Below are 20,235 nucleotides of genomic sequence, written 5' to 3' on the forward strand. Positions count from 1 at the left end.
CTATACAACCCATGACAAGTGGAAGGCACATGCAGCAGCTTCATCCCGATGATGTGATATGGCGAAATGCGCGACTGGCAACCCTGGCGACAGGGGAGGCGGAGCCCTACGGCCTGAGAGAACAACATGCCCTCGTTGTGCGCGGCCAGACGATTCTGGCCATTATTCCTGAATCCGAGATCCCCTCCGGGCATCGTCAGTGTGTCGATCTCGACGGGCGTCTGGTTACCCCCGGCCTGATCGATTGCCACACCCATCTGGTGTTCGGCGGCGATCGCGCAGCGGAATGGGAGCAACGGCTTAACGGCGTGTCATATCAGACCATTAGCGCGCAGGGCGGCGGAATTAACGCCACGGTCACGGCCACCCGCAACAGTTCGCCGGAAACGCTCCTGACGGTGGCGCAGCAGCGACTCCAGCGGCTGATGAATGAAGGCGTAACGACCGTTGAAATCAAATCGGGATACGGACTGAATGCCGAAGCCGAAGAGAAAATGCTGCTGGTTGCCCGCCAGCTCAGCCTGAATAATCTGGTCGATATCAGCCCGACGCTGCTGGCCGCGCACGCCGTTCCTGCCGAGTACCGACAGGATCCGGATGCCTATCTGGCGCTGGTCTGTGAGCAGATCATGCCCACGCTGTGGCAAAAAGAGTTATTTGAAGCGGTGGACGTGTTTTGTGAAAACGTCGGCTTTACCCCGGCGCAAACCGAGCGCCTGTTCCGGGCCGCCGCCGCGCTCGGGATCCCGGTAAAAGGGCATGTAGAACAACTGTCGAATCTCGGCGGCGCGGCGCTGGTCAGCCAGTATAAAGGGCTGTCGGCCGATCATATTGAGTATCTTGATGATGAAGGTATTCAGGCGATGGCGCAAAGCGGCACGGTGGCGGTATTGCTCCCCGGCGCGTTCTATTTTCTTCAGGAGCGCCAGCGTCCACCGGTGGCGCAGCTGAGAGAGCAGGGCGTGCCGATGGCGGTGGCTACCGACTACAATCCGGGCACCAGCCCGTTTGCCAGCCTGCATCTGGCAATGAACATGGCCTGCGTCCAGTTTGGCCTCACGCCGGAAGAGGCCTGGGCTGGCGTGACGCGGCATGCGGCGCAGGCGCTAGGACGTGGTGCGACGCACGGGCAGTTAAAGCCCGGTTATGTGGCTGATTTCGTCGTCTGGGACGCGAATCATCCGGTTGAGATGGTTTACGAGCCGGGGCGGAATCCTATGTATCAACGCGTGTTTCGGGGGCAGGTAGCATGAAACTGTGGCATCCCGTCTCTCCGCAGGTCTGGCAGGGTCGTGACGACAGCGCCGAGTCCAGCACCGCGAAACGTCTCTTCCAGACCATACAGCAGCGCGAACACTTTTCTCCCGCGCCGTCAGGCATCGCCCTGCTGGGCTTTGAATGTGATGAAGGGGTTAAGCGTAACCAGGGCAGGCCCGGTGCTGCACACGCGCCCGATGTGTTGCGTGGCGCGCTGGCGAATATGGCGAGCCATCAGGGGCATGCGCGCCTCGTGGATATGGGCGCTATTTATGTTGAAGGCCACGCGCTGGAGGCGGCACAGCAGGCGCTGAGCGAGGCCATAACCGCGTGCCAGCAATCCGGGATGCGTACTCTGGTTTTCGGTGGTGGACATGAAACCGCCTGGGCGCACGGGCGCGGCGTGCTGGACGCCTTTCCGAACGATCGCCTTGCGGTGATCAACCTGGATGCGCACCTCGATTTACGCAAGGCCGAACGGGCAACGTCCGGCACGCCGTTCCGCCAGCTGGCGCACTACTGCGCGTCTCAGTCGCGGGTGTTTCACTACGCCTGCCTGGGGGTAAGCCGTGCGGCGAATACTCAGGCGCTGTGGGAGGAAGCTGAGCGGTTGAACGTGACGCTGGTTGAAGATCTCGATTTTCGCCGGGATGCGCTATCCGCGCTGGATAGCGTGCTTGCGCAGGCAGACCGGGTTTATCTCACCGTTGACCTTGATGTGCTGCCTGCCGCAGAAATGCCCGCCGTGTCCGCCCCTGCGGCGTTGGGGATCCCGGCGCTGGATCTGTTCCCGGTGATTGAGCGTATCTGCCGAAGCGGTAAACTACAGGCGGCGGATCTGGTGGAATTCAATCCGCACTACGATCGGGACGGTCAGGGCGCTAAGCTCGCCGCCCGACTGGCCTGGCAAATTGCTCACTGGTGGGCATAACAACATTCAAGGAGTCATGATGTTTTCACGCTCGCCCCTGCCGCAGCCGAGCCCTCCCGCGCCTTTTTACGAAAAGGTGAAGCAGGCGATCAGCGAAAAAATCGCCGCCGGCGTCTGGCGCCCGCACGACCGCATTCCGTCCGAGGCCGAGCTGGTGGCGCAGTTTGGCTTTAGCCGAATGACCATCAACCGCGCACTGCGTGAACTGACCGATGAAGGGTTGCTGGTGCGTTTACAGGGTGTCGGAACCTTTGTCGCCGAGCCAAAAGGACAGTCGGCGCTGTTTGAAATCCGCAGCATTGCCGATGAAATTGCCGCCCGCAAGCATCAGCACCACTGCGAGGTGCTGGTGCTTGAAGAGACGCAGGCCAGCGCCGAACAGGCCATCGAGCTGAACGTTACCGAGGGCACCCGGATTTTCCATTCGGTGATGGTGCATTATGAGAACGACATTCCGGTCCAGATTGAAGACCGCTGCGTCAACGCGGAGCGGATACCGGATTACCTGAGCCAGGATTACACCCAAACCACACCGCATGCGTATCTCTCGCTCGTCGCCCCGCTGACGGAAGGGGAGCATATCGTGGAAGCCGTGCGCGCCACGCCGCAGGAGTGCGAGCTGTTGCGTATTAAAGAGCACGATCCCTGTCTGCTGATCCGCCGTCGTACCTGGTCGTCCTCGCAAATTGTGTCGCATGCGAAGCTGCTATTCCCGGGGAATCGCTACCGGTTGCAGGGCCACTTTATGTCATAAGTTTTATAAGCGTGATCGCTAACGCAATATAGCAAAATTGTATCTTTTTTGTTAAATACGACCTTGTGTGTGCTTGTCTATACAAGTATATCTAAATGCATCACCTGTCCCTTATGAGGAACACACAATGTCGTCAGATAAATACCGCAAGCAGGATGTCCGCGCCGCGCGCGGCACCACGCTCACCGCAAAAAGCTGGCTCACCGAAGCACCGCTGCGCATGTTGATGAACAACCTTGATCCTGAGGTAGCAGAAAATCCCCACGAGCTGGTGGTCTACGGCGGCATTGGCCGCGCCGCGCGCAACTGGGCGTGCTATGACGCGATTGTTGAGTCTTTGACGAATCTCGAAAACGACGAAACGCTGCTGGTGCAATCCGGCAAACCGGTTGGCGTATTCAAAACCCATAAAAATGCGCCCCGCGTGCTGATTGCCAACTCCAACCTGGTGCCGCACTGGGCGACGTGGGAACACTTCAACGAGCTGGACGCAAAAGGGCTGGCCATGTACGGCCAGATGACCGCGGGTAGCTGGATCTACATCGGCAGCCAGGGGATTGTGCAGGGCACGTATGAAACCTTCGTGGAAGCGGGCCGTCAGCACTATAACGGATCACTGAAAGGCCGCTGGGTGCTCACCGCCGGACTGGGCGGCATGGGCGGCGCGCAGCCGCTGGCCGCGACGCTGGCGGGCGCGTGCTCCCTGAACATTGAGTGCCAGCAGAGCCGCATCGATTTCCGTCTGCGTACCCGCTATGTTGATGAACAGGCCGACAACCTCGATGACGCGCTGGCGCGCATCAAAAAGTACACCGCTGAAGGCAAAGCCGTGTCGGTTGCCCTGTGCGGCAACGCGGCGGATATTCTGCCGGAACTGGTGGCGCGCGGCGTGCGTCCGGATCTGGTCACCGACCAGACCAGCGCTCACGATCCGCTCCACGGCTATCTGCCAAAAGGCTGGACGTGGGAAGACTACCAGCAAAAAGCGGAAACCGATCCTGAGGGCACGGTACTGGCGGCTAAACGCGCCATGGCGGAACACATCTCCGCGATGCTGGCCTTCAGTAAGATGGGTATTCCGACCTTTGATTACGGGAATAACATCCGCCAGATGGCGAAAGAGATGGGGGTGAATAACGCCTTTGACTTCCCCGGCTTCGTGCCCGCCTATATTCGTCCTCTGTTCTGCCGCGGCATCGGGCCGTTCCGCTGGGTTGCCCTGTCCGGCGACCCGGAGGATATCTACAAAACCGACGCCAGAGTGAAAGAGATTGTCGCCGATGACGAACACCTGCATCGCTGGCTGGATATGGCGCGCGAACGCATTAACTTCCAGGGCCTGCCGGCGCGTATCTGCTGGGTCGGGCTGGAGTGGCGGCAAAAACTCGGCCTCGCCTTTAACGAAATGGTGCGCAGCGGCGAAGTCTCCGCGCCGATCGTCATTGGCCGCGACCACCTGGACTCCGGCTCTGTCGCCAGTCCGAACCGTGAAACCGAAGCCATGCGCGACGGCTCGGATGCGGTCTCCGACTGGCCGCTGCTGAATGCCCTGCTGAACACCGCCAGCGGCGCGACCTGGGTGTCGCTGCACCACGGCGGCGGCGTCGGGATGGGCTTCTCCCAGCACTCCGGGATGGTCATCGTCTGTGACGGAACTGATGAAGCGGCCGCGCGTATCGCTCGCGTGCTGCACAACGACCCGGCAACCGGCGTGATGCGTCACGCGGATGCGGGTTACGAGATTGCCATTGATTGTGCCAAAGAGCAGGGCCTGAACCTGCCGATGATCCCCGCCACACAAGGAAAGCCTGCATGAACGCGTTAACACTTACTCCCGGCTCGCTGACGCTCAAACAGCTGCGTCACGTCTGGCGTCATCCGGTGACACTCTCCCTTGATGAAAGCGCCCACCGTGCCATTAACGACAGCGTGGCCTGCGTGGAGGCGATTGTGGCGGAGGGGCGCACCGCCTACGGCATCAACACCGGGTTTGGCCTGCTGGCGCAGACCCGCATCGCCACGCACGATCTGGAGAATTTACAGCGTTCGCTGGTGCTGTCGCACGCGGCGGGGGTTGGCCAGCCGCTGGACGATGAGATCGTCCGCCTGATGATGGTGTTGAAAATCAACAGCCTGGCGCGTGGGTTTTCCGGCATTCGTCTGAGCGTGATCCAGGCGCTGATGGCGCTGGTCAATGCGGAAGTTTATCCGTGGATCCCGGCGAAGGGCTCCGTCGGCGCCTCCGGCGATCTGGCGCCGCTGGCGCATATGTCGCTGCTCCTGCTGGGTGAAGGCCAGGCGCGCTGGCAAGGGGAGTGGCTGCCTGCGAAAGAGGCGCTGAAAAAAGCTGGCTTAACGCCGATCACCCTCGCGGCAAAAGAGGGGCTGGCGCTGCTCAACGGCACGCAGGCGTCGACCGCTTTCGCGCTGCGCGGTCTGTTTGAAGCGGAAGATCTGTTCGCCTCGGCGGTGGTGTGCGGTGCACTGACCACTGAGGCGGTGCTCGGCTCGCGTCGTCCGTTCGATGCCCGCATCCACGAGGTGCGCGGCCAGCGCGGGCAGATTGATGCCGCTGCCATGTACCGCCACGTACTTACCGATACCAGCGACATTGCCGATTCGCATCACAACTGTGAGAAGGTGCAGGATCCGTATTCCCTGCGCTGCCAGCCGCAGGTGATGGGCGCATGCCTGACGCAGCTGCGCCAGGCGGCAGAAGTGCTGCTGGTGGAGGCCAATGCGGTGTCCGATAACCCACTGGTATTTGCTCAGGAAAACGAGGTGGTTTCTGGCGGTAACTTCCACGCCGAGCCGGTGGCGATGGCCGCAGATAATATCGCCCTGGCGATTGCCGAAATCGGGGCGTTGTCTGAGCGTCGAATCGCGCTGATGATGGATAAGCACATGTCCCAGCTGCCGCCATTCCTGGTGCGCAACGGCGGCGTGAACTCGGGCTTCATGATAGCCCAGGTCACCGCCGCGGCACTGGCAAGCGAGAACAAAGCCCTGTCGCATCCGCACAGCGTGGACAGCCTGCCAACCTCAGCCAACCAGGAAGATCACGTTTCGATGGCCCCGGCTGCCGGGCGTCGCCTCTGGGAGATGGCCTCTAACACCCGCGGCGTGCTGGCGGTGGAGTGGCTGGCGGCGTGTCAGGGTATTGATTTGCGCGAAGGGCTAAAATCCAGCCCGCTGCTGGAGCAGGCGCGCCAGGAACTGCGCGAGCACGTTACGCACTACGATGACGACCGCTTCTTTGCGCCGGATATTGATAAGGCGATGCAGCTTCTGGAGGAAGGTCGGCTGGTGGGGCTGTTACCTTCGGTGCTGTGATTTTATGCCCGGTGGCGCTGCGCTTACCGGGCCTACGAGTGCGAAATGTAGGCCGGGTAAGGCGTAGCCGCCACCCGGCTTTTTTTACGAATACATCGCCGTAATCGACGCGCTGCCCAGCGAATGGAAATGCACGTTAAAGCCTACCATCGCGCCGCTCGCCCCTTCGTCGACCTCAATCTTGTCCACATCCAGCGCGTGCACGGTGAAGATATAGCGGTGCGTTTCCCCTTTTGGCGGCGCCGCGCCGCCGTAGCCCGCTTTGCCAAAGTCAGTGCGCGTCTGAATCGCACCGTCAGGCAGAGCAACCAGATCGGAACCGGAGCCCTGCGGCAGCACGCGCGTGTCGGCGGGCAGGTTTGCCACGATCCAGTGCCACCAGCCCGACCCGGTTGGCGCATCCGGATCGTAGCAGGTCACGACAAAACTTTTGGTTCCCGCTGGCACATCGTCCCACGCCAGATGGGGAGAGATATTATCCCCCTGATAACCCATCCCGTTAAACACGTGACGTTCCGGCAGTTTTTCGCCGTCGCGCAAATCTTTACTGATGATTTTCATCCGATTTCCCTCGTTACTCACTCATTCAGAAAGTGTAACGCATGGGGTTAAATCGCGAAATGCGCTGAAGTGTTAACGGCTTCAACCACTGCCCCGGTCAGCTTGCGGAGCTGATCCGCAGAAATGCTGTACGGCGGCATGAGGTAAATCAGCTTACCGAAAGGTCGCACCCACACGCCCTGGTCAACGAAGAAGCGCTGCAACGCGACCATGTTCACCGGATGCGTTGTCTCGATTACCCCGATGGCGCCCAGTACGCGGACGTCCGCGACGTATTCCGCCTCCGCCGCCGCGCTTAACTGCTGCTTCAGCTGCGCCTCAATCGCCGCCACCTGCGTCTGCCATGCGCCGCTTTCCAGAATGGCGAGGCTTTCGCTTGCCACGGCGCAGGCCAGCGGGTTGCCCATAAACGTCGGGCCGTGCATAAAGCAGCCCGCGTCGCCGTCGCTGATGGTATCGGCAACCTGGCGGGTGGTAAGCGTGGCGGAGAGCGTCATGGTGCCGCCGGTGAGCGCTTTCCCCAGGCACAGAATATCCGGCGCGATCCCCGCATGCTCGCAGGCGAACAATTTCCCGGTGCGGCCAAAGCCGGTGGCGATCTCATCGGCAATCAGCAGGATCCCTTCGCGGTCGCACATCTTCCGAATGCGCTTCAGCCACTCGGGATGGTACATCCGCATTCCGCCCGCGCCCTGCACAATCGGTTCGAGAATAACGGCGGCAATCTCGTGGCGATGGGCCGCCATCAGCCGCGCGAAGCCCACCATGTCCATCTCGTCCCATTCGCCGTCGAAGCGGCTCTGCGGGGCTGGCGCAAACAGGTTTTCCGGCAGATAGCCTTTCCACAGGCTGTGCATGGAGTTGTCCGGATCACATACCGACATCGCGCCGAAAGTGTCGCCGTGATAGCCGTTGCGGAAGGTAAGGAACCGCTGGCGCGTTTCGCCCTTCGCATGCCAGTACTGCAACGCCATTTTCATCGCCACTTCCACGGCCACCGAGCCGGAGTCGGCCAGGAAAACGCACTCCAGCGATTCAGGCGTCATCGCTACCAGGCGACGGCATAAATCCACCGCGGGCTGATGCGTGATCCCGCCAAACATCACGTGTGACATCTGGTCAATCTGCGCTTTCATCGCCGCGTTCAGTCGCGGGTGGTTGTAGCCATGGATCGCCGCCCACCAGGAGGACATCCCGTCAACAAGCCGCTCGCCGCTGGCAAGATGCAGCTCGCAGCCGTGGGCCGAGGCTACCGGATAGACGGGAAGGGGGCGGGTCGTGGAGGTGTAAGGGTGCCAGATATGCTGCTTGTCGAAGGCGAGATCGTCCTGGGTCATAATCGACTTGTAAACCATTTTGAAAAGTTTTAGGTTTACAAGTATAAACCGAACCGACAATTAACAAAACCCTTTGGAGAAGCCCGATGGCTCACCACGCACGCTGGACGATGTCGCAAGTCACTGAATTATTCAACAAACCTTTCCTGGAGCTAATGTTTGAGGCGCAACAGGTGCACCGCCAGCACTTCGATCCGCGTCATGTTCAGGTCAGCACGCTGCTGTCGATCAAAACCGGGGCTTGCCCGGAAGACTGCAAATATTGCCCGCAAAGCGCGCGCTATAAAACCGGTCTCGAATCCGAGCGCCTGATGGAAGTCGAGCAAGTGCTCGACTCCGCGCGCAAGGCCAAAAACGCTGGCTCGACCCGCTTCTGCATGGGCGCGGCGTGGAAAAATCCGCATGACCGCGACATGCCCTATCTGGAGCAGATGGTGAAGGGGGTGAAGGAGATGGGGCTTGAAGCCTGCATGACCCTTGGTACTCTGAACGAAGAGCAGGCGCAGCGTCTCTCGGCGGCGGGGCTGGATTACTATAACCACAACCTCGATACTTCGCCGGAGTTCTACGGCAACATCATCACCACGCGCACCTATCAGGAGCGTCTGGACACGCTGGATAAAGTGCGTGATGCGGGGATCAAGGTCTGTTCCGGCGGGATCGTGGGACTGGGCGAGACGGTAAAAGATCGTGCCGGCCTGCTGTTACAGCTGGCAAACCTGCCGACCCCGCCGGAAAGCGTGCCCATCAACATGCTGGTGAAGGTAAAAGGGACGCCGCTGGCGGATAACGAGGACGTGGATGCCTTCGATTTCATCCGCACCATCGCGGTGGCGCGCATCATGATGCCGACCTCTTACGTTCGCCTCTCTGCCGGTCGCGAGCAGATGAGCGAGCAGACCCAGGCGATGTGCTTCATGGCCGGGGCCAACTCCATCTTCTACGGCTGCAAACTGCTGACCACGCCAAACCCGGAAGAGGACAAAGATGTCCAGCTGTTCCGTAAGCTGGGGCTGAACCCACACCAGACCGAGGTACAGGCGGGGGATAACGAGCAACAGCAGCAGCTGGAGCAGCAGATTTTTAACGCCGACACCGACCAGTTCTACAACGCGGCAGCCGTATGACCTGGCAGGCACGTATCAGGACCGCGCTCGACGAGCGGCGGGCGGCGGATGCGTTTCGGGTGCGCAGGGTAGTGGAAAACGGTGCAGGCCGTTTTCTCTCCCGGGAAGGAGAGCGGTTCTGTAATTTCTCCAGCAACGATTATCTGGGCCTGAGCCAGCACCCGCAGATCGTTCGCGCCTGGCAGCAGGGCGCGGATCGTTACGGCGTGGGCAGCGGTGGCTCCGGGCACGTCAGCGGCTACACCACGGCGCATCAGGCGCTGGAGGAAGAGCTGGCCGACTGGCTGGGCTACCCGCGGGCGCTGCTGTTTATCTCCGGTTTTGCCGCGAATCAGGCGGTGATTACCGCCCTGATGGGCAAAGACGACCGCATCATCGCGGACCGCCTGAGCCACGCGTCCCTGCTTGAAGCGGCCAGTCTCAGCCCGGCGCAGCTGCGGCGTTTTGCCCATAACGATGCCTCTCAGCTGAACGTCCTGCTGGGTAAACCCTGTTCAGGGCTTCAGCTGGCGGTGACGGAAGGGGTATTCAGCATGGACGGCGACAGCGCGCCGCTTGCCACTTTGCATGACGTCGCAAAACAGCAGAACGCCTGGCTGCTGGTCGACGATGCCCACGGCATTGGCGTCACCGGCGAGGAGGGGCGCGGAAGCGCGCACCAGCAACGCGTCAGGCCGGAACTGCTGGTGGTCACCTTCGGCAAAGGCTTCGGCGTCAGCGGCGCCGCGGTGTTGTGCAGCGAGCCGGTGGCCGATTACCTGGTGCAGTTCGCCCGGCACCTGATCTACAGCACCAGCATGCCCCCGGCGCAGGCCGTGGCGCTCTCTGCGTCGCTTGCGGTGATCCGCGGCGAAGACGGCGCTGAACGCCGGGCGCGCCTGGCCGACCATATTCAGCGTTTTCGCCGGGGGGTAAGCGCACTGCCTTACCGGCTTACCGACTCGCACAGCGCCATTCAGCCCGTGATTGTGGGTGAAAACCATCGGGCGCTGATGCTGGCACAGGCGCTACGAGAACGCGGGCAGTGGGTCACGGCGATCCGCCCACCCACCGTGCCGCCAGGCACCGCGCGCTTGCGTCTGACGCTCACGGCAGCGCACGAGCCGCAGGATATCGATACGCTTCTGGAGGCACTGTATGTCTCCCGTCAATAAACAGGCCGTTGCCGCCGCGTTTGGCCGGGCTGCGCAAAGCTATTCACAGCACGATGAGCTGCAACGCCTGAGCGCCCGCGGGCTGCTGGCCGCGCTCGGTGAGGGGCGTTTTGCGCAGGTGCTCGACGCTGGCTGCGGGCCTGGCGGCAATAGCCGCTACTGGCGCGCAACGGGTAGCCACGTCACGGCGCTGGATTTATCCGCGCAGATGCTGGATGAGGCCCGCCAGCAGCAGTCAGCAGACCGTTATCTGGTGGCCGATATCGAGGCCATCCCGCTGGAGGATGCGCTGTTTGACCTTGTCTGGAGCCATCTGGCGGTGCAGTGGTGCGCCAGCCTGCCGCAGGCCCTACGCGAGCTGTACCGCGTGGCGCGGCCCGGCGGAGCGGTGGCCTTTACCACCCTGCTGGAAAGTTCGTTGCCAGAGTTGAATCAGGCGTGGAGGGCAGTGGATGCGCAGCCGCACGCCAACCGGTTTCTCTCGCACGTACAGGTCACTCAGGCGCTGGCAGGCTGGCGCTATCGCAGCGTGGTCCAGACCGTCACCCTCGAATTTAGCGATGCGTTAAGCGCCATGCGATCGCTTAAGGGCATAGGCGCGACGCACCTGCACGCCGGACGGGAGAAGAAACCCCTTACCCGTGGCCAACTCCAGCGTCTCGAGCTGGCCTGGCCGCAGGAGCGGGGCCGGTTCCCGCTCTCTTATCATCTTTTTCATGGGATTATTGAACGTGACTGAACGTTATTTTGTTACCGGCACGGACACTGAAGTCGGTAAAACGGTTGCCAGCGCCGCGCTGTTGCAGGCGGCGCGTCTGCTGGGGAAAACTACGGCCGGGTATAAGCCCGTAGCCTCCGGCAGCGAGATGACGCCGGAAGGCTTACGTAATACCGATGCGCTGGCGCTACAGCGTAACAGCAGCCTTACGCTGGCCTATTCTGCGGTGAACCCCTATACCTTTGCTGAACCCACCTCGCCGCACATCGTCAGCGTCGATGAAGATCGTCCGATTGATTTTTCGGTGCTCTCTTCCGGGTTACGCGTCCTGGAAACGCAGGCCGACTGGGTGCTGGTGGAGGGGGCTGGCGGCTGGTTTACCCCGCTGTCCGACGAGCAGACATTTGCTGACTGGGTGCAGGCCGAGCAGCTTCCGGTCATTCTGGTGGTTGGCGTGAAGCTTGGCTGTATCAATCACGCCATGCTGACCGCCCAGGCCGTGCAGCAGGCCGGGTTGCGTCTGGCAGGGTGGATTGCCAATGACGTGGTAGCGCCGGGTAAACGTCATGCTGAGTATCTGGCGACGCTGAAGCGGGTGCTGCCTGCGCCGTTTCTCGGCGAGATCCCGTGGCTTGCCGACGGCGCAGAGCAGGCGGAAACCGGACGCTATCTCGACCTCAGCGCCTTATGTCCCGCGCCATCCAGTGCGCAATAAGGTCGTCATCCAGCTCGTTAACGTGGCCCTGTGCCACGTTACGTCCGCGATAGAGCATGCAGAAACGATCCGCTACCCGGCGGATAAACGACAGCTGTTGCTCCGCTAACAGCACCGTCATTCCCAGCTCCCGATTCAACCGCACCAGCAACTGCCCCAGCCTGCGCGCGAAACCGTGCCCTGCGCCATGCATGGGCTCATCCAGAATCAACACGCGCGGACGATTAACCAGCGCACTGGCGAGGGCCAGCTGATACTGGTCGTCAGGGGACAGCGCAGAGGCACGGCTCTGTCGCAGCGGATAGAGCTCCGGAAACAGGGCATACACGTCACTTTTTGATGCCGGGTCGGGTTTCCCCGTCGCCCGCATAGCGATATGCAGATTTTCATCGACGGTGAGCTGGGAAAATATTCGCCGATCCTGCGGGACGTAGCCTATCGTCGGCGGCGCCGGGAATGCTGACGCAGGGTTGAGCAAGTTATGCGGCGGCGCGCCAGCCTCATGCCAGATGATGGTGCCGCTCTCGACGGGCACCTTTCCGGTAATGCAGTTCATAAGCGTGGATTTGCCCATGCCAGGCAGGCCAACAATGCCCGTACAGATGCCTTGCGGGAAATCGATATTCACGTTCCATAGCGTATGTTGGCTTCCGTAAAACTGATTTACAGCACGCAGACTCAACATCTTTCTCTCCTTAAAAATGTGTGGGGTGATGCACAGAGTGATGTCTGCAAAACGCCTGCCAGGAACTTCATAATGATTAAAAAAAGGCCATTTTTAGGAATAACTCTCTACCAAAAGCTGAACGTTTATACGAATTGCACACTCCCGGTGCTGCGTATGTCGAATCGTGGTGCAGGAGAAATGACAGAATTGTGATTAAGATCTCGCCAGCCGCTTATGAAAAAATGAACGTTTTCCAGGCAAAAAAGAGTGATAAAAATTTTTTACTGCCGCTTCGTGGGAAAAACCGGGAATTTGCTGGAGTGCATGCTGTACGGGCTGGAGGCAGTTATCCACTATTCCTGTGGATAACCTTGTGCATTAGAGTTAGAAAACCCGCGATAAGCGAGAGAATACGCGGGTTACAACCAAATTGATGCGAAACGCGGCTTAATAAATTAGTCTTTATTTTTTAACGAATTAGATAAAAGCAATTCCCTCAACGCCAGCGAGACCTGTTGCCATAAAACTTTCATAACCGCCCTTGACAAATGTTAAAAAAGTAATAGTTCTGGGGATAACCCCCTGAGGCTGGTGTTTTATTTTGTCACAGTCGAAATTTGGCTCGCGAACGCACTAATCCTCTCTGCGCTACGCTAAATATCCTGACACGCTACTGGTTTTTCATCCAGTGTTTTTTACTGGCAATCCTGGCCACAACGAGTAAAATTACTCACCTGCCGCTTATTCTGTCATCAGGTCGTCGCCCATGAGTAAACCGTTTAAACTGAATTCTGCTTTCCGTCCTTCCGGGGATCAGCCCGAGGCTATTCGTCGCCTGGAAGAGGGGCTGGAGGACGGGCTGGCGCACCAGACCCTGCTGGGGGTTACCGGTTCGGGCAAAACCTTCACCATTGCCAACGTCATTGCCGATCTCCAGCGTCCGACGATGGTTCTCGCGCCGAACAAAACGCTGGCGGCGCAGCTGTATGGTGAGATGAAAGAGTTCTTCCCGGAAAACGCGGTGGAGTATTTCGTCTCCTACTACGACTACTACCAGCCGGAAGCCTACGTTCCCAGCTCCGACACGTTTATCGAGAAAGATGCCTCGGTGAACGAACATATCGAGCAGATGCGTTTGTCGGCGACCAAGGCGTTGCTGGAGCGTCGTGATGTGGTGGTGGTGGCCTCGGTGTCGGCGATCTACGGCCTGGGCGATCCGGATCTCTATCTCAAGATGATGCTGCACCTGACGCAGGGGATGATCATCGATCAGCGTGCGATTTTGCGCCGTCTGGCGGAGTTGCAGTACACCCGTAACGATCAGGCGTTCCAGCGCGGGACCTTCCGCGTGCGCGGCGAGGTGATTGATATCTTCCCGGCGGAGTCGGACGATATGGCGCTGCGCGTGGAGCTGTTCGACGAAGAGGTTGAACGCCTGTCGCTGTTCGATCCGTTGACCGGTCACGTCGAGTCGGTGATCCAGCGCTTCACCATCTACCCGAAAACGCACTATGTAACGCCGCGCGAGCGTATTGTGCAGGCGATGGAAGAGATCAAAACCGAGCTGGCGGACCGCCGTAAGGTGCTGCTGGCGAACAATAAGCTGCTGGAAGAGCAGCGCCTGAGCCAGCGTACCCAGTTCGATCTGGAGATGATGAACGAGCTGGGCTACTGCTCCGGCATCGAAAACTACTCGCGCTACCTCTCCGGGCGCGGGCCGGGCGAAGCGCCGCCGACGCTGTTTGACTACCTTCCGGCGGACGGCCTGCTGGTGATCGACGAATCCCACGTTACGATCCCCCAGATCGGCGGGATGTACCGCGGTGACCGCGCGCGTAAAGAGACGCTGGTGGAGTACGGGTTCCGACTGCCGTCAGCGCTGGACAACCGTCCGATGAAGTTTGAAGAATTTGAGGCGCTTGCTCCGCAGACCATCTACGTATCGGCGACGCCGGGCAACTACGAGCTGGAAAAATCCGGTGATGACGTGGTGGACCAGGTGGTGCGTCCGACCGGGCTGCTGGATCCAATTATCGAGGTTCGTCCGGTGGCGACGCAGGTGGACGATCTGCTCTCGGAAATACGTGCCCGTTCCGCCATCAACGAGCGCGTGCTGGTTACCACGCTCACCAAACGTATGGCGGAAGATTTGACGGAGTATCTGGAAGAACACGGTGAGAAGGTGCGGTATCTGCACTCGGATATCGATACCGTGGAGCGTATGGAGATCATCCGCGATCTGCGTCTGGGCGAGTTCGACGTGCTGGTCGGTATTAACCTTCTGCGAGAAGGGCTGGATATGCCTGAGGTGTCGCTGGTGGCGATTCTGGACGCGGACAAAGAGGGCTTCCTGCGTTCCGAGCGCTCGCTGATCCAGACCATAGGCCGCGCCGCGCGTAACGTCAACGGGAAGGCGATCCTGTACGGGGATAAAATCACCCCGTCGATGGCCAAAGCGATTGGCGAAACGGAACGTCGTCGCGAGAAGCAGCAGCGCTACAACGAAGAGCACGGCATCACGCCGCAGGGGCTGAACAAGAAGGTGGTGGATATCCTGGCGCTGGGTCAGAACATTGCGAAGACCAAAGCGAAAGGCCGCAGCAAGGCCCGTTCAGTGGTGGAAGAGGATACCGTCGCGCTGACGCCGAAAGCGTTGCAGCAGAAGATCCACGAGCTGGAAGGGCAGATGATGCAGCACGCGCAGAACCTGGAGTTCGAAGAGGCCGCGCAAATCCGCGATCAGCTGCATCAGCTGCGGGATCTGTTTATTGCGGCATCGTAGTTTTTTGCCCGGTGGCGTTTTCTCCCTCTCCCTGTGGGAGAGGGCCGGGGTGAGGGCATCAGGCCGCACAAAACGAACCTAACCTAATGCCTGAATCGCCTTCTCCAGCGCCTCGCGCAGCAGATGGCGGTCGTGGCGATATTTAATATCGCTTGCTTCCAGCGGCTCCTGCACCACCACGCGATCGCCAATCCCCGATACATCCACTTTCGGCCCGACCACGACACCATCGATAATTTTCTTACCAACGTACTGTTCCATCAGGTCCAGCTTATCCGCCAGCGACAGGCTTGCCGCCGCCGGGCTGAGTTCGCGGCCTAAATTACCGATATAGACCATGGGCGCAGGCGTTCTGCGCAGCGCCTGCGCCAGCTCTTTCACCAGCAGGATCGGCATCAGGCTGGTATAAAAACTTCCCGGCCCAATCAGGATCAGATCGGCCTCGGCAATCGCTTCTACCGCTTCACGCGTTGCGGGTACGCTGGGGTAGGTCATTAGCTCTTTTGGCGGAAGAAGAAGCTGGTCGATATTCACTTCACCATACACTTCGTGATCGTCGGCATCGATCGCCATTAAATCCACCGGCTGTTCGGACATCGGGATCAGGAATGCATCCACCTTTAACAGGTTACGAATTAAATTGATCGCTTCCAGAGGGCGCACGCTCAGGTGATCCAACGCCTTTAACATCAGATTTCCAAGGTTATGGCCTGAAAGTTCACCATTTCCGCCAAAACGGTACTCAAACATTGCCGAGGCCACGCTTGGCTCCGTGATGAGCTGGTTGAGGCAATTGCGCATGTCACCCCAGGCTATCCCGCCTTCAGCACGTCGGATCCGCCCGGTTGAGCCGCCGTTGTCCGTTGTTGTCACGATGCCCGTCAGGCGCGAGCCCAGTGACGATAACGACGACATCACTCGTCCCAGACCGTGACCTCCGCCAAGAGCGACCACACGGTCCAGATCCGCAAAAGTGCGATTGCGCATACCTATTCCTTATCCTGTTAAGCTTGCGTCACAGTAACGCAACTACTCCTAAAAGACGATGCCTCTCACAAACCATAATGACGTATATCAATGCGAAAGCGCTGTTTTTGCGTATTCTGTAGTGAAAATGCACGATAACATCGTTATATATAAATTTATATAGCGAAAAGCGACAATGGCGAAGTGGCGATTTCCACGCTACTATCGCCATAACCCCGTTTTCAAAACTGAAAACATACACTCTAGCCCTGGCGCCTGTGTCGAGAGATATGGCGCCCTGGCCGTGGCGGATTTGCCACCAGGGTACAGAAAGAAATGACTGTGCCTCCCGATCTGGAAAGGTGTACATGGCTTCACAACTTACTGATGCTTTCGCGCGTAAGTTTTTCTACTTACGTTTGTCGATTACCGACGTGTGTAACTTCCGTTGCACCTACTGCCTGCCCGATGGCTACAAGCCGGGCAGCGTCACCAATAATGGCTTTCTCTCCGTGGATGAAGTACGCCGCGTCACGCGCGCGTTCTCTGAACTTGGCACGGAAAAAGTGCGTCTTACCGGGGGAGAGCCCTCCCTGCGCCGTGATTTCCCTGACATCATTGCCGCCGTGCGTGAAAACGAACGTATCCGCCAGATCGCGGTGACCACCAACGGTTACCGCATGGCGCGTGACGTGGCGAACTGGCGCGATGCGGGGCTGACGGCGATCAACGTCAGCGTCGATAGCCTGGACGCCCGTCAGTTCCACGCCATTACCGGCCAGGATAAGTTCCAGCAGGTGATGGACGGCATCGATGCCGCGTTCACCGCCGGTTTCGACAAGGTCAAAGTCAATACCGTGTTGATGCGTGATGTGAACCACCATCAGCTGGACACTTTCCTGGCGTGGATCAAACCGCGCCGCATTCAACTGCGTTTTATTGAGCTGATGGAGACCGGGGAGGGTAGCGAGCTGTTCCGTCGCCATCATATCTCCGGCATGGTTCTGCGCGACGAACTGCTGAAACGCGGCTGGATCCACCAGATCCGCCAGCGCAGCGATGGCCCGGCGCAGGTCTTTTGTCATCCGGATTATGAAGGCGAAATCGGCCTGATCATGCCCTATGAAAAAGACTTCTGTGCCAGCTGCAACCGCCTGCGCGTCTCCTCCGTCGGCAAGCTCCATCTTTGCCTGTTCGGGGATGGCGGCGTCGATCTACGCGATTTGCTGGAAGATGACGCCCAGCAGGACGCGCTTGAAGCACGTATTTCCGAGGCGCTGACGCACAAAAAGCAGACCCATTTCCTGCATCAGGGCAACACCGGCATTACTCAGAACCTGTCCTATATCGGCGGGTAATCAGGCTTTAGAAGGAACCAGAAGATGAGTCAGGTAAGCGCGGAATTTATCCCGACACGCATTGCTATTCTTACCGTTTCCGAACGTCGTGGTGAAGAGGATGATACCTCTGGCCACTGGCTGCGCGAGGCGGCACACGAAGCCGGACACCAGATTGTTGATAAAGCGATCGTCAAAGAAAACCGTTACGCCATTCGCGCTCAGGTCTCACAGTGGATTGCGGGTGATGACGTCCAGGTGGTGCTGATCACTGGCGGCACCGGCTTTACCGCAGGCGACCAGGCACCGGAAGCGCTGCTCCCGCTGTTCGATCGCGAAGTGGAAGGCTTCGGCGAAGTGTTCCGCATGCTCTCCTTTGAAGAGATTGGCACCTCTACGCTTCAGTCCCGTGCCGTCGCGGGGGTGGCGAATAAGACGCTGATCTTCGCCATGCCGGGGTCGACCAAAGCCTGCCGCACCGCGTGGGAAAACATTATTGCCCCGCAGCTGGATGCCCGTACCCGTCCGTGTAATTTTCATCCCCATTTAAAGAAATAAGCTATGTCACAACTGACCCACATAAACGCCGCTGGCGAAGCGCATATGGTGGATGTCTCCGCCAAAGCCGAAACGGTGCGCGAGGCGCGTGCTGAAGCGTTCGTCACCATGCTGCCGGAGACGCTGGCGATGATTATCGACGGCAGCCATCACAAGGGTGACGTGTTTGCCACCGCCCGCATCGCCGGTATTCAGGCCGCTAAACGTACCTGGGACCTCATCCCGCTCTGCCATCCGCTGATGCTCAGCAAAGTGGAGGTAAATTTGCAGGCGCAGCCGGCGCATAACCGTGTGCGTATCGAGTCCCTGTGCCGCTTAACCGGGAAAACCGGCGTGGAGATGGAGGCGTTGACGGCGGCCTCCGTGGCGGCGCTGACCATCTACGACATGTGTAAAGCGGTACAGAAAGATATGGTGATTGGCCCGGTGCGTCTGCTGGCAAAAAGCGGCGGCAAATCCGGTGATTTTAAGGTGGAAAGCCATGATTAAGGTGCTCTTTTTTGCCCAGGTCCGTGAGCTGGTCAATACCGACAGCCTGACGCTGGACGGCTCTTTCGAAAATGTCGCCGCCCTGCGTGCGCATCTGGCGGCGCAAGGCGACCGCTGGGCGCTGGCGCTGGACGAAGGCAAACTGCTGGCCGCCGTGAACCAGACGCTGGTGGAGTTGACCCACCCGCTGGCCGATGGGGACGAAGTGGCCTTCTTCCCGCCGGTCACAGGGGGTTAAGATGACGGAAACCCGAATTCTGGTCGGCCATGAGCTTTTTAACGTGGGCACGGAATATGACTGGCTGGCCGGGCGCGACCAAGACGGCGCGGTCGTGACGTTTACCGGGAAAGTGCGTAATCATAATCTCGGCGACAGCGTAAAAGCGCTGACGCTGGAGCACTATCCGGGAATGACCGAAAAATCGCTGGCGGCCATTGTGGAAGAGGCGCGAGGCCGCTGGCCACTAGGGCGCGTTACGGTTATCCATCGCATCGGCGAAATGTGGCCCGGCGAAGAGATTGTGTTTGTCGGCGTCACCAGCGCCCATCGCGGGAGTGCTTTTGCGGCGGGGGAGTTCATCATGGATTACCTTAAAACCAAAGCGCCGTTCTGGAAGCGTGAAGCGACGCCGGAAGGTGAGCGCTGGGTGGAATCACGCGACAGCGATAAACATGCCGCCAGCCGTTGGTAGTTGGTTTACGCGGATGTGTTACTCTTAACGTGTGTGTTTACTTAATCAGGAGTGAATCATGGACCGATTTCCGCGTTCCGATTCGATAGTTCAGCAGACCCGTAGCGGGCTGCAAACCTACATGGCTCAGGTGTATGGCTGGATGACGGTTGGCCTGCTGCTTACCGCGTTTATCGCGTGGTATGCGGCAAATACGCCTGAACTGATGATGTTTATCTTCTCAAGCAAAATCACCTTCTTTGGGCTGATTATTGCGCAACTGGCGCTGGTGTTCGTGCTCTCCGGGCTGGTGCACAAGCTCAGCGCGGGTATGGCGACCACGCTGTTTATGCTCTATTCGGCGCTGACCGGGCTGACGCTTTCCAGTATTTTCATCGTTTACACCTACTCTTCCATCGCCAGCACGTTTGTGGTGACCGGCGGGATGTTCGGTGTGATGAGCCTGTACGGTTACACCACCAAACGTGACCTGAGCGGCTTCGGCAACATGCTGTTTATGGGGCTGATTGGGATTGTGCTGGCGTCGCTGGTGAACCTGTGGCTGAAGAGTGACGCGCTGATGTGGGCGGTGACCTATATCGGGGTGGTGATCTTCGTGGGCTTAACCGCTTACGATACCCAGAAGCTGAAAAACATCGGTGAACAAATTGATGTTCGCGACAGTTCAAATCTGCGCAAATACTCGATTCTGGGCGCGCTGACGCTTTATCTGGACTTCATCAACCTGTTCCTGATGCTGCTGCGTATCTTCGGCAACCGTCGCTAGTTATTTCCCCCTCACCCTAACCCTCTCCCTCAGGGAGAGGGGATTGCACGGTGCGGGCTTTTCTCCCTCTCCCCGTGGGAGAGGGCCGGGG

At 59.3% G+C, this 20,235-nt stretch carries 20 protein-coding genes and 1 riboswitch; of the genes, 16 read left to right on the forward strand and 4 right to left on the reverse strand.

Features of this window, described 5'->3' with window-relative positions; translation table 11 throughout:
* Positions 1-29 precede the first annotated feature (29 nt).
* The 5 genes from hutI (at position 30) to hutH (ending at position 6,275) form a co-directional block, all read left to right on the forward strand.
* Positions 30-1,253: an imidazolonepropionase gene (gene hutI, locus KTH07_RS04250; RefSeq protein ID WP_023303322.1), complete on the forward strand. Its 1,224-nt coding sequence runs from the start codon at positions 30-32 to the stop codon at positions 1,251-1,253.
* Positions 1,250-2,188, forward strand: coding sequence for a formimidoylglutamase (gene hutG / locus KTH07_RS04255; RefSeq protein WP_023303323.1), 939 nt, complete (start codon positions 1,250-1,252; stop codon positions 2,186-2,188). Before hutI ends, hutG begins: the two co-directional genes overlap by 4 nt.
* Positions 2,189-2,207: 19 nt before the next feature.
* Positions 2,208-2,942, forward strand: a complete 735-nt coding sequence (locus KTH07_RS04260) for a histidine utilization repressor (RefSeq protein WP_023303324.1) — start codon at positions 2,208-2,210, stop codon at positions 2,940-2,942.
* 127 nt (positions 2,943-3,069) lie between these two features.
* Positions 3,070-4,758 (forward strand): urocanate hydratase, encoded by a 1,689-nt coding sequence (gene hutU, locus KTH07_RS04265; RefSeq protein WP_023303325.1) that lies wholly within the window; start codon positions 3,070-3,072, stop codon positions 4,756-4,758.
* A complete protein-coding gene (hutH, locus tag KTH07_RS04270) occupies positions 4,755-6,275 on the forward strand; it encodes a histidine ammonia-lyase (protein ID WP_023303326.1) in 1,521 nt (506 codons plus the stop codon). The genes hutU and hutH overlap by 4 nt, the downstream gene beginning before the upstream one ends.
* Before the next feature lie 84 nt (positions 6,276-6,359).
* On the opposite strand, the gene KTH07_RS04275 is transcribed toward hutH, so the two are convergent.
* Both KTH07_RS04275 and bioA read right to left on the reverse strand, forming a co-directional pair.
* Entirely contained in the window at positions 6,360-6,836 is a 477-nt protein-coding gene (locus KTH07_RS04275; protein ID WP_003858531.1) for a kinase inhibitor, read from the reverse strand.
* A 47-nt stretch (positions 6,837-6,883) separates the two neighbouring features.
* A complete protein-coding gene (bioA, locus tag KTH07_RS04280) occupies positions 6,884-8,191 on the reverse strand; it encodes an adenosylmethionine--8-amino-7-oxononanoate transaminase (RefSeq protein ID WP_023303327.1) in 1,308 nt (435 codons plus the stop codon).
* 68 nt (positions 8,192-8,259) lie between these two features.
* Here bioA and bioB point away from each other — a divergent pair, with 68 nt between their 5' ends.
* Genes bioB through bioD form a run of 4 tightly spaced genes read left to right on the forward strand, consistent with a single transcriptional unit; the run spans position 8,260 to position 11,887 of the window.
* Positions 8,260-9,300, forward strand: coding sequence for a biotin synthase BioB (gene bioB, locus KTH07_RS04285; RefSeq protein WP_023303328.1), 1,041 nt, complete (start codon positions 8,260-8,262; stop codon positions 9,298-9,300).
* Positions 9,297-10,454, forward strand: a complete 1,158-nt coding sequence (gene bioF / locus KTH07_RS04290) for an 8-amino-7-oxononanoate synthase (protein ID WP_017694115.1) — start codon at positions 9,297-9,299, stop codon at positions 10,452-10,454. Before bioB ends, bioF begins: the two co-directional genes overlap by 4 nt.
* Positions 10,438-11,193 (forward strand): malonyl-ACP O-methyltransferase BioC, encoded by a 756-nt coding sequence (bioC, locus tag KTH07_RS04295; protein ID WP_017694114.1) that lies wholly within the window; start codon positions 10,438-10,440, stop codon positions 11,191-11,193. The genes bioF and bioC overlap by 17 nt, the downstream gene beginning before the upstream one ends.
* The gene (gene bioD, locus KTH07_RS04300) at positions 11,186-11,887 is read left to right on the forward strand and encodes a dethiobiotin synthase (RefSeq protein ID WP_023303329.1); all 702 of its coding nucleotides are present in this window, start codon (positions 11,186-11,188) and stop codon (positions 11,885-11,887) included. The genes bioC and bioD overlap by 8 nt, the downstream gene beginning before the upstream one ends.
* Here the strand turns inward: bioD and KTH07_RS04305 are convergent.
* Entirely contained in the window at positions 11,850-12,572 is a 723-nt protein-coding gene (locus tag KTH07_RS04305) for an ABC transporter ATP-binding protein (RefSeq protein ID WP_015571086.1), read from the reverse strand. The genes bioD and KTH07_RS04305 overlap by 38 nt on opposite strands.
* 748 nt (positions 12,573-13,320) lie before the next feature.
* On the opposite strand from KTH07_RS04305, the gene uvrB reads away from it, so the two are divergent.
* Positions 13,321-15,336, forward strand: coding sequence for an excinuclease ABC subunit UvrB (uvrB, locus tag KTH07_RS04310; protein WP_023303330.1), 2,016 nt, complete (start codon positions 13,321-13,323; stop codon positions 15,334-15,336).
* A gap of 78 nt (positions 15,337-15,414) precedes the next feature.
* On the opposite strand, the gene yvcK is transcribed toward uvrB, so the two are convergent.
* Positions 15,415-16,323, reverse strand: a complete 909-nt coding sequence (gene yvcK / locus KTH07_RS04315; protein WP_017384936.1) for a uridine diphosphate-N-acetylglucosamine-binding protein YvcK — start codon at positions 16,321-16,323, stop codon at positions 15,415-15,417.
* A 226-nt stretch (positions 16,324-16,549) separates the two neighbouring features.
* Positions 16,550-16,683, forward strand: a riboswitch (molybdenum cofactor riboswitch).
* On the opposite strand from yvcK, the gene moaA reads away from it, so the two are divergent.
* The 6 genes from moaA to KTH07_RS04345 all read left to right on the forward strand — a co-directional run bounded on the left by moaA (position 16,671) and on the right by KTH07_RS04345 (position 20,144).
* A complete protein-coding gene (gene moaA, locus KTH07_RS04320) occupies positions 16,671-17,660 on the forward strand; it encodes a GTP 3',8-cyclase MoaA (RefSeq protein ID WP_017384935.1) in 990 nt (329 codons plus the stop codon). (Overlaps the previous riboswitch by 13 nt.)
* Positions 17,661-17,684: 24 nt before the next feature.
* Entirely contained in the window at positions 17,685-18,197 is a 513-nt protein-coding gene (gene moaB / locus KTH07_RS04325; protein ID WP_015571084.1) for a molybdenum cofactor biosynthesis protein B, read from the forward strand.
* A gap of 3 nt (positions 18,198-18,200) precedes the next feature.
* The gene (gene moaC, locus KTH07_RS04330) at positions 18,201-18,686 is read left to right on the forward strand and encodes a cyclic pyranopterin monophosphate synthase MoaC (RefSeq protein ID WP_017384934.1); all 486 of its coding nucleotides are present in this window, start codon (positions 18,201-18,203) and stop codon (positions 18,684-18,686) included.
* Positions 18,679-18,924 (forward strand): molybdopterin synthase sulfur carrier subunit, encoded by a 246-nt coding sequence (gene moaD, locus KTH07_RS04335; protein WP_003858510.1) that lies wholly within the window; start codon positions 18,679-18,681, stop codon positions 18,922-18,924. The genes moaC and moaD overlap by 8 nt, the downstream gene beginning before the upstream one ends.
* A gap of 1 nt (position 18,925) precedes the next feature.
* Complete coding sequence (gene moaE / locus KTH07_RS04340; protein ID WP_075606768.1) at positions 18,926-19,378, forward strand: molybdopterin synthase catalytic subunit MoaE; 453 nt, start codon at positions 18,926-18,928, stop codon at positions 19,376-19,378.
* A gap of 58 nt (positions 19,379-19,436) precedes the next feature.
* Entirely contained in the window at positions 19,437-20,144 is a 708-nt protein-coding gene (locus KTH07_RS04345; RefSeq protein WP_015571081.1) for a Bax inhibitor-1/YccA family protein, read from the forward strand.
* The last annotated feature ends 91 nt before the right edge of the window (positions 20,145-20,235 follow it).

Origin of the sequence: Enterobacter cloacae complex sp. ECL72 (assembly GCF_019056635.1) — a bacterium.
Classification (GTDB): Bacteria; Pseudomonadota; Gammaproteobacteria; order Enterobacterales; family Enterobacteriaceae; genus Enterobacter; species Enterobacter hormaechei_C.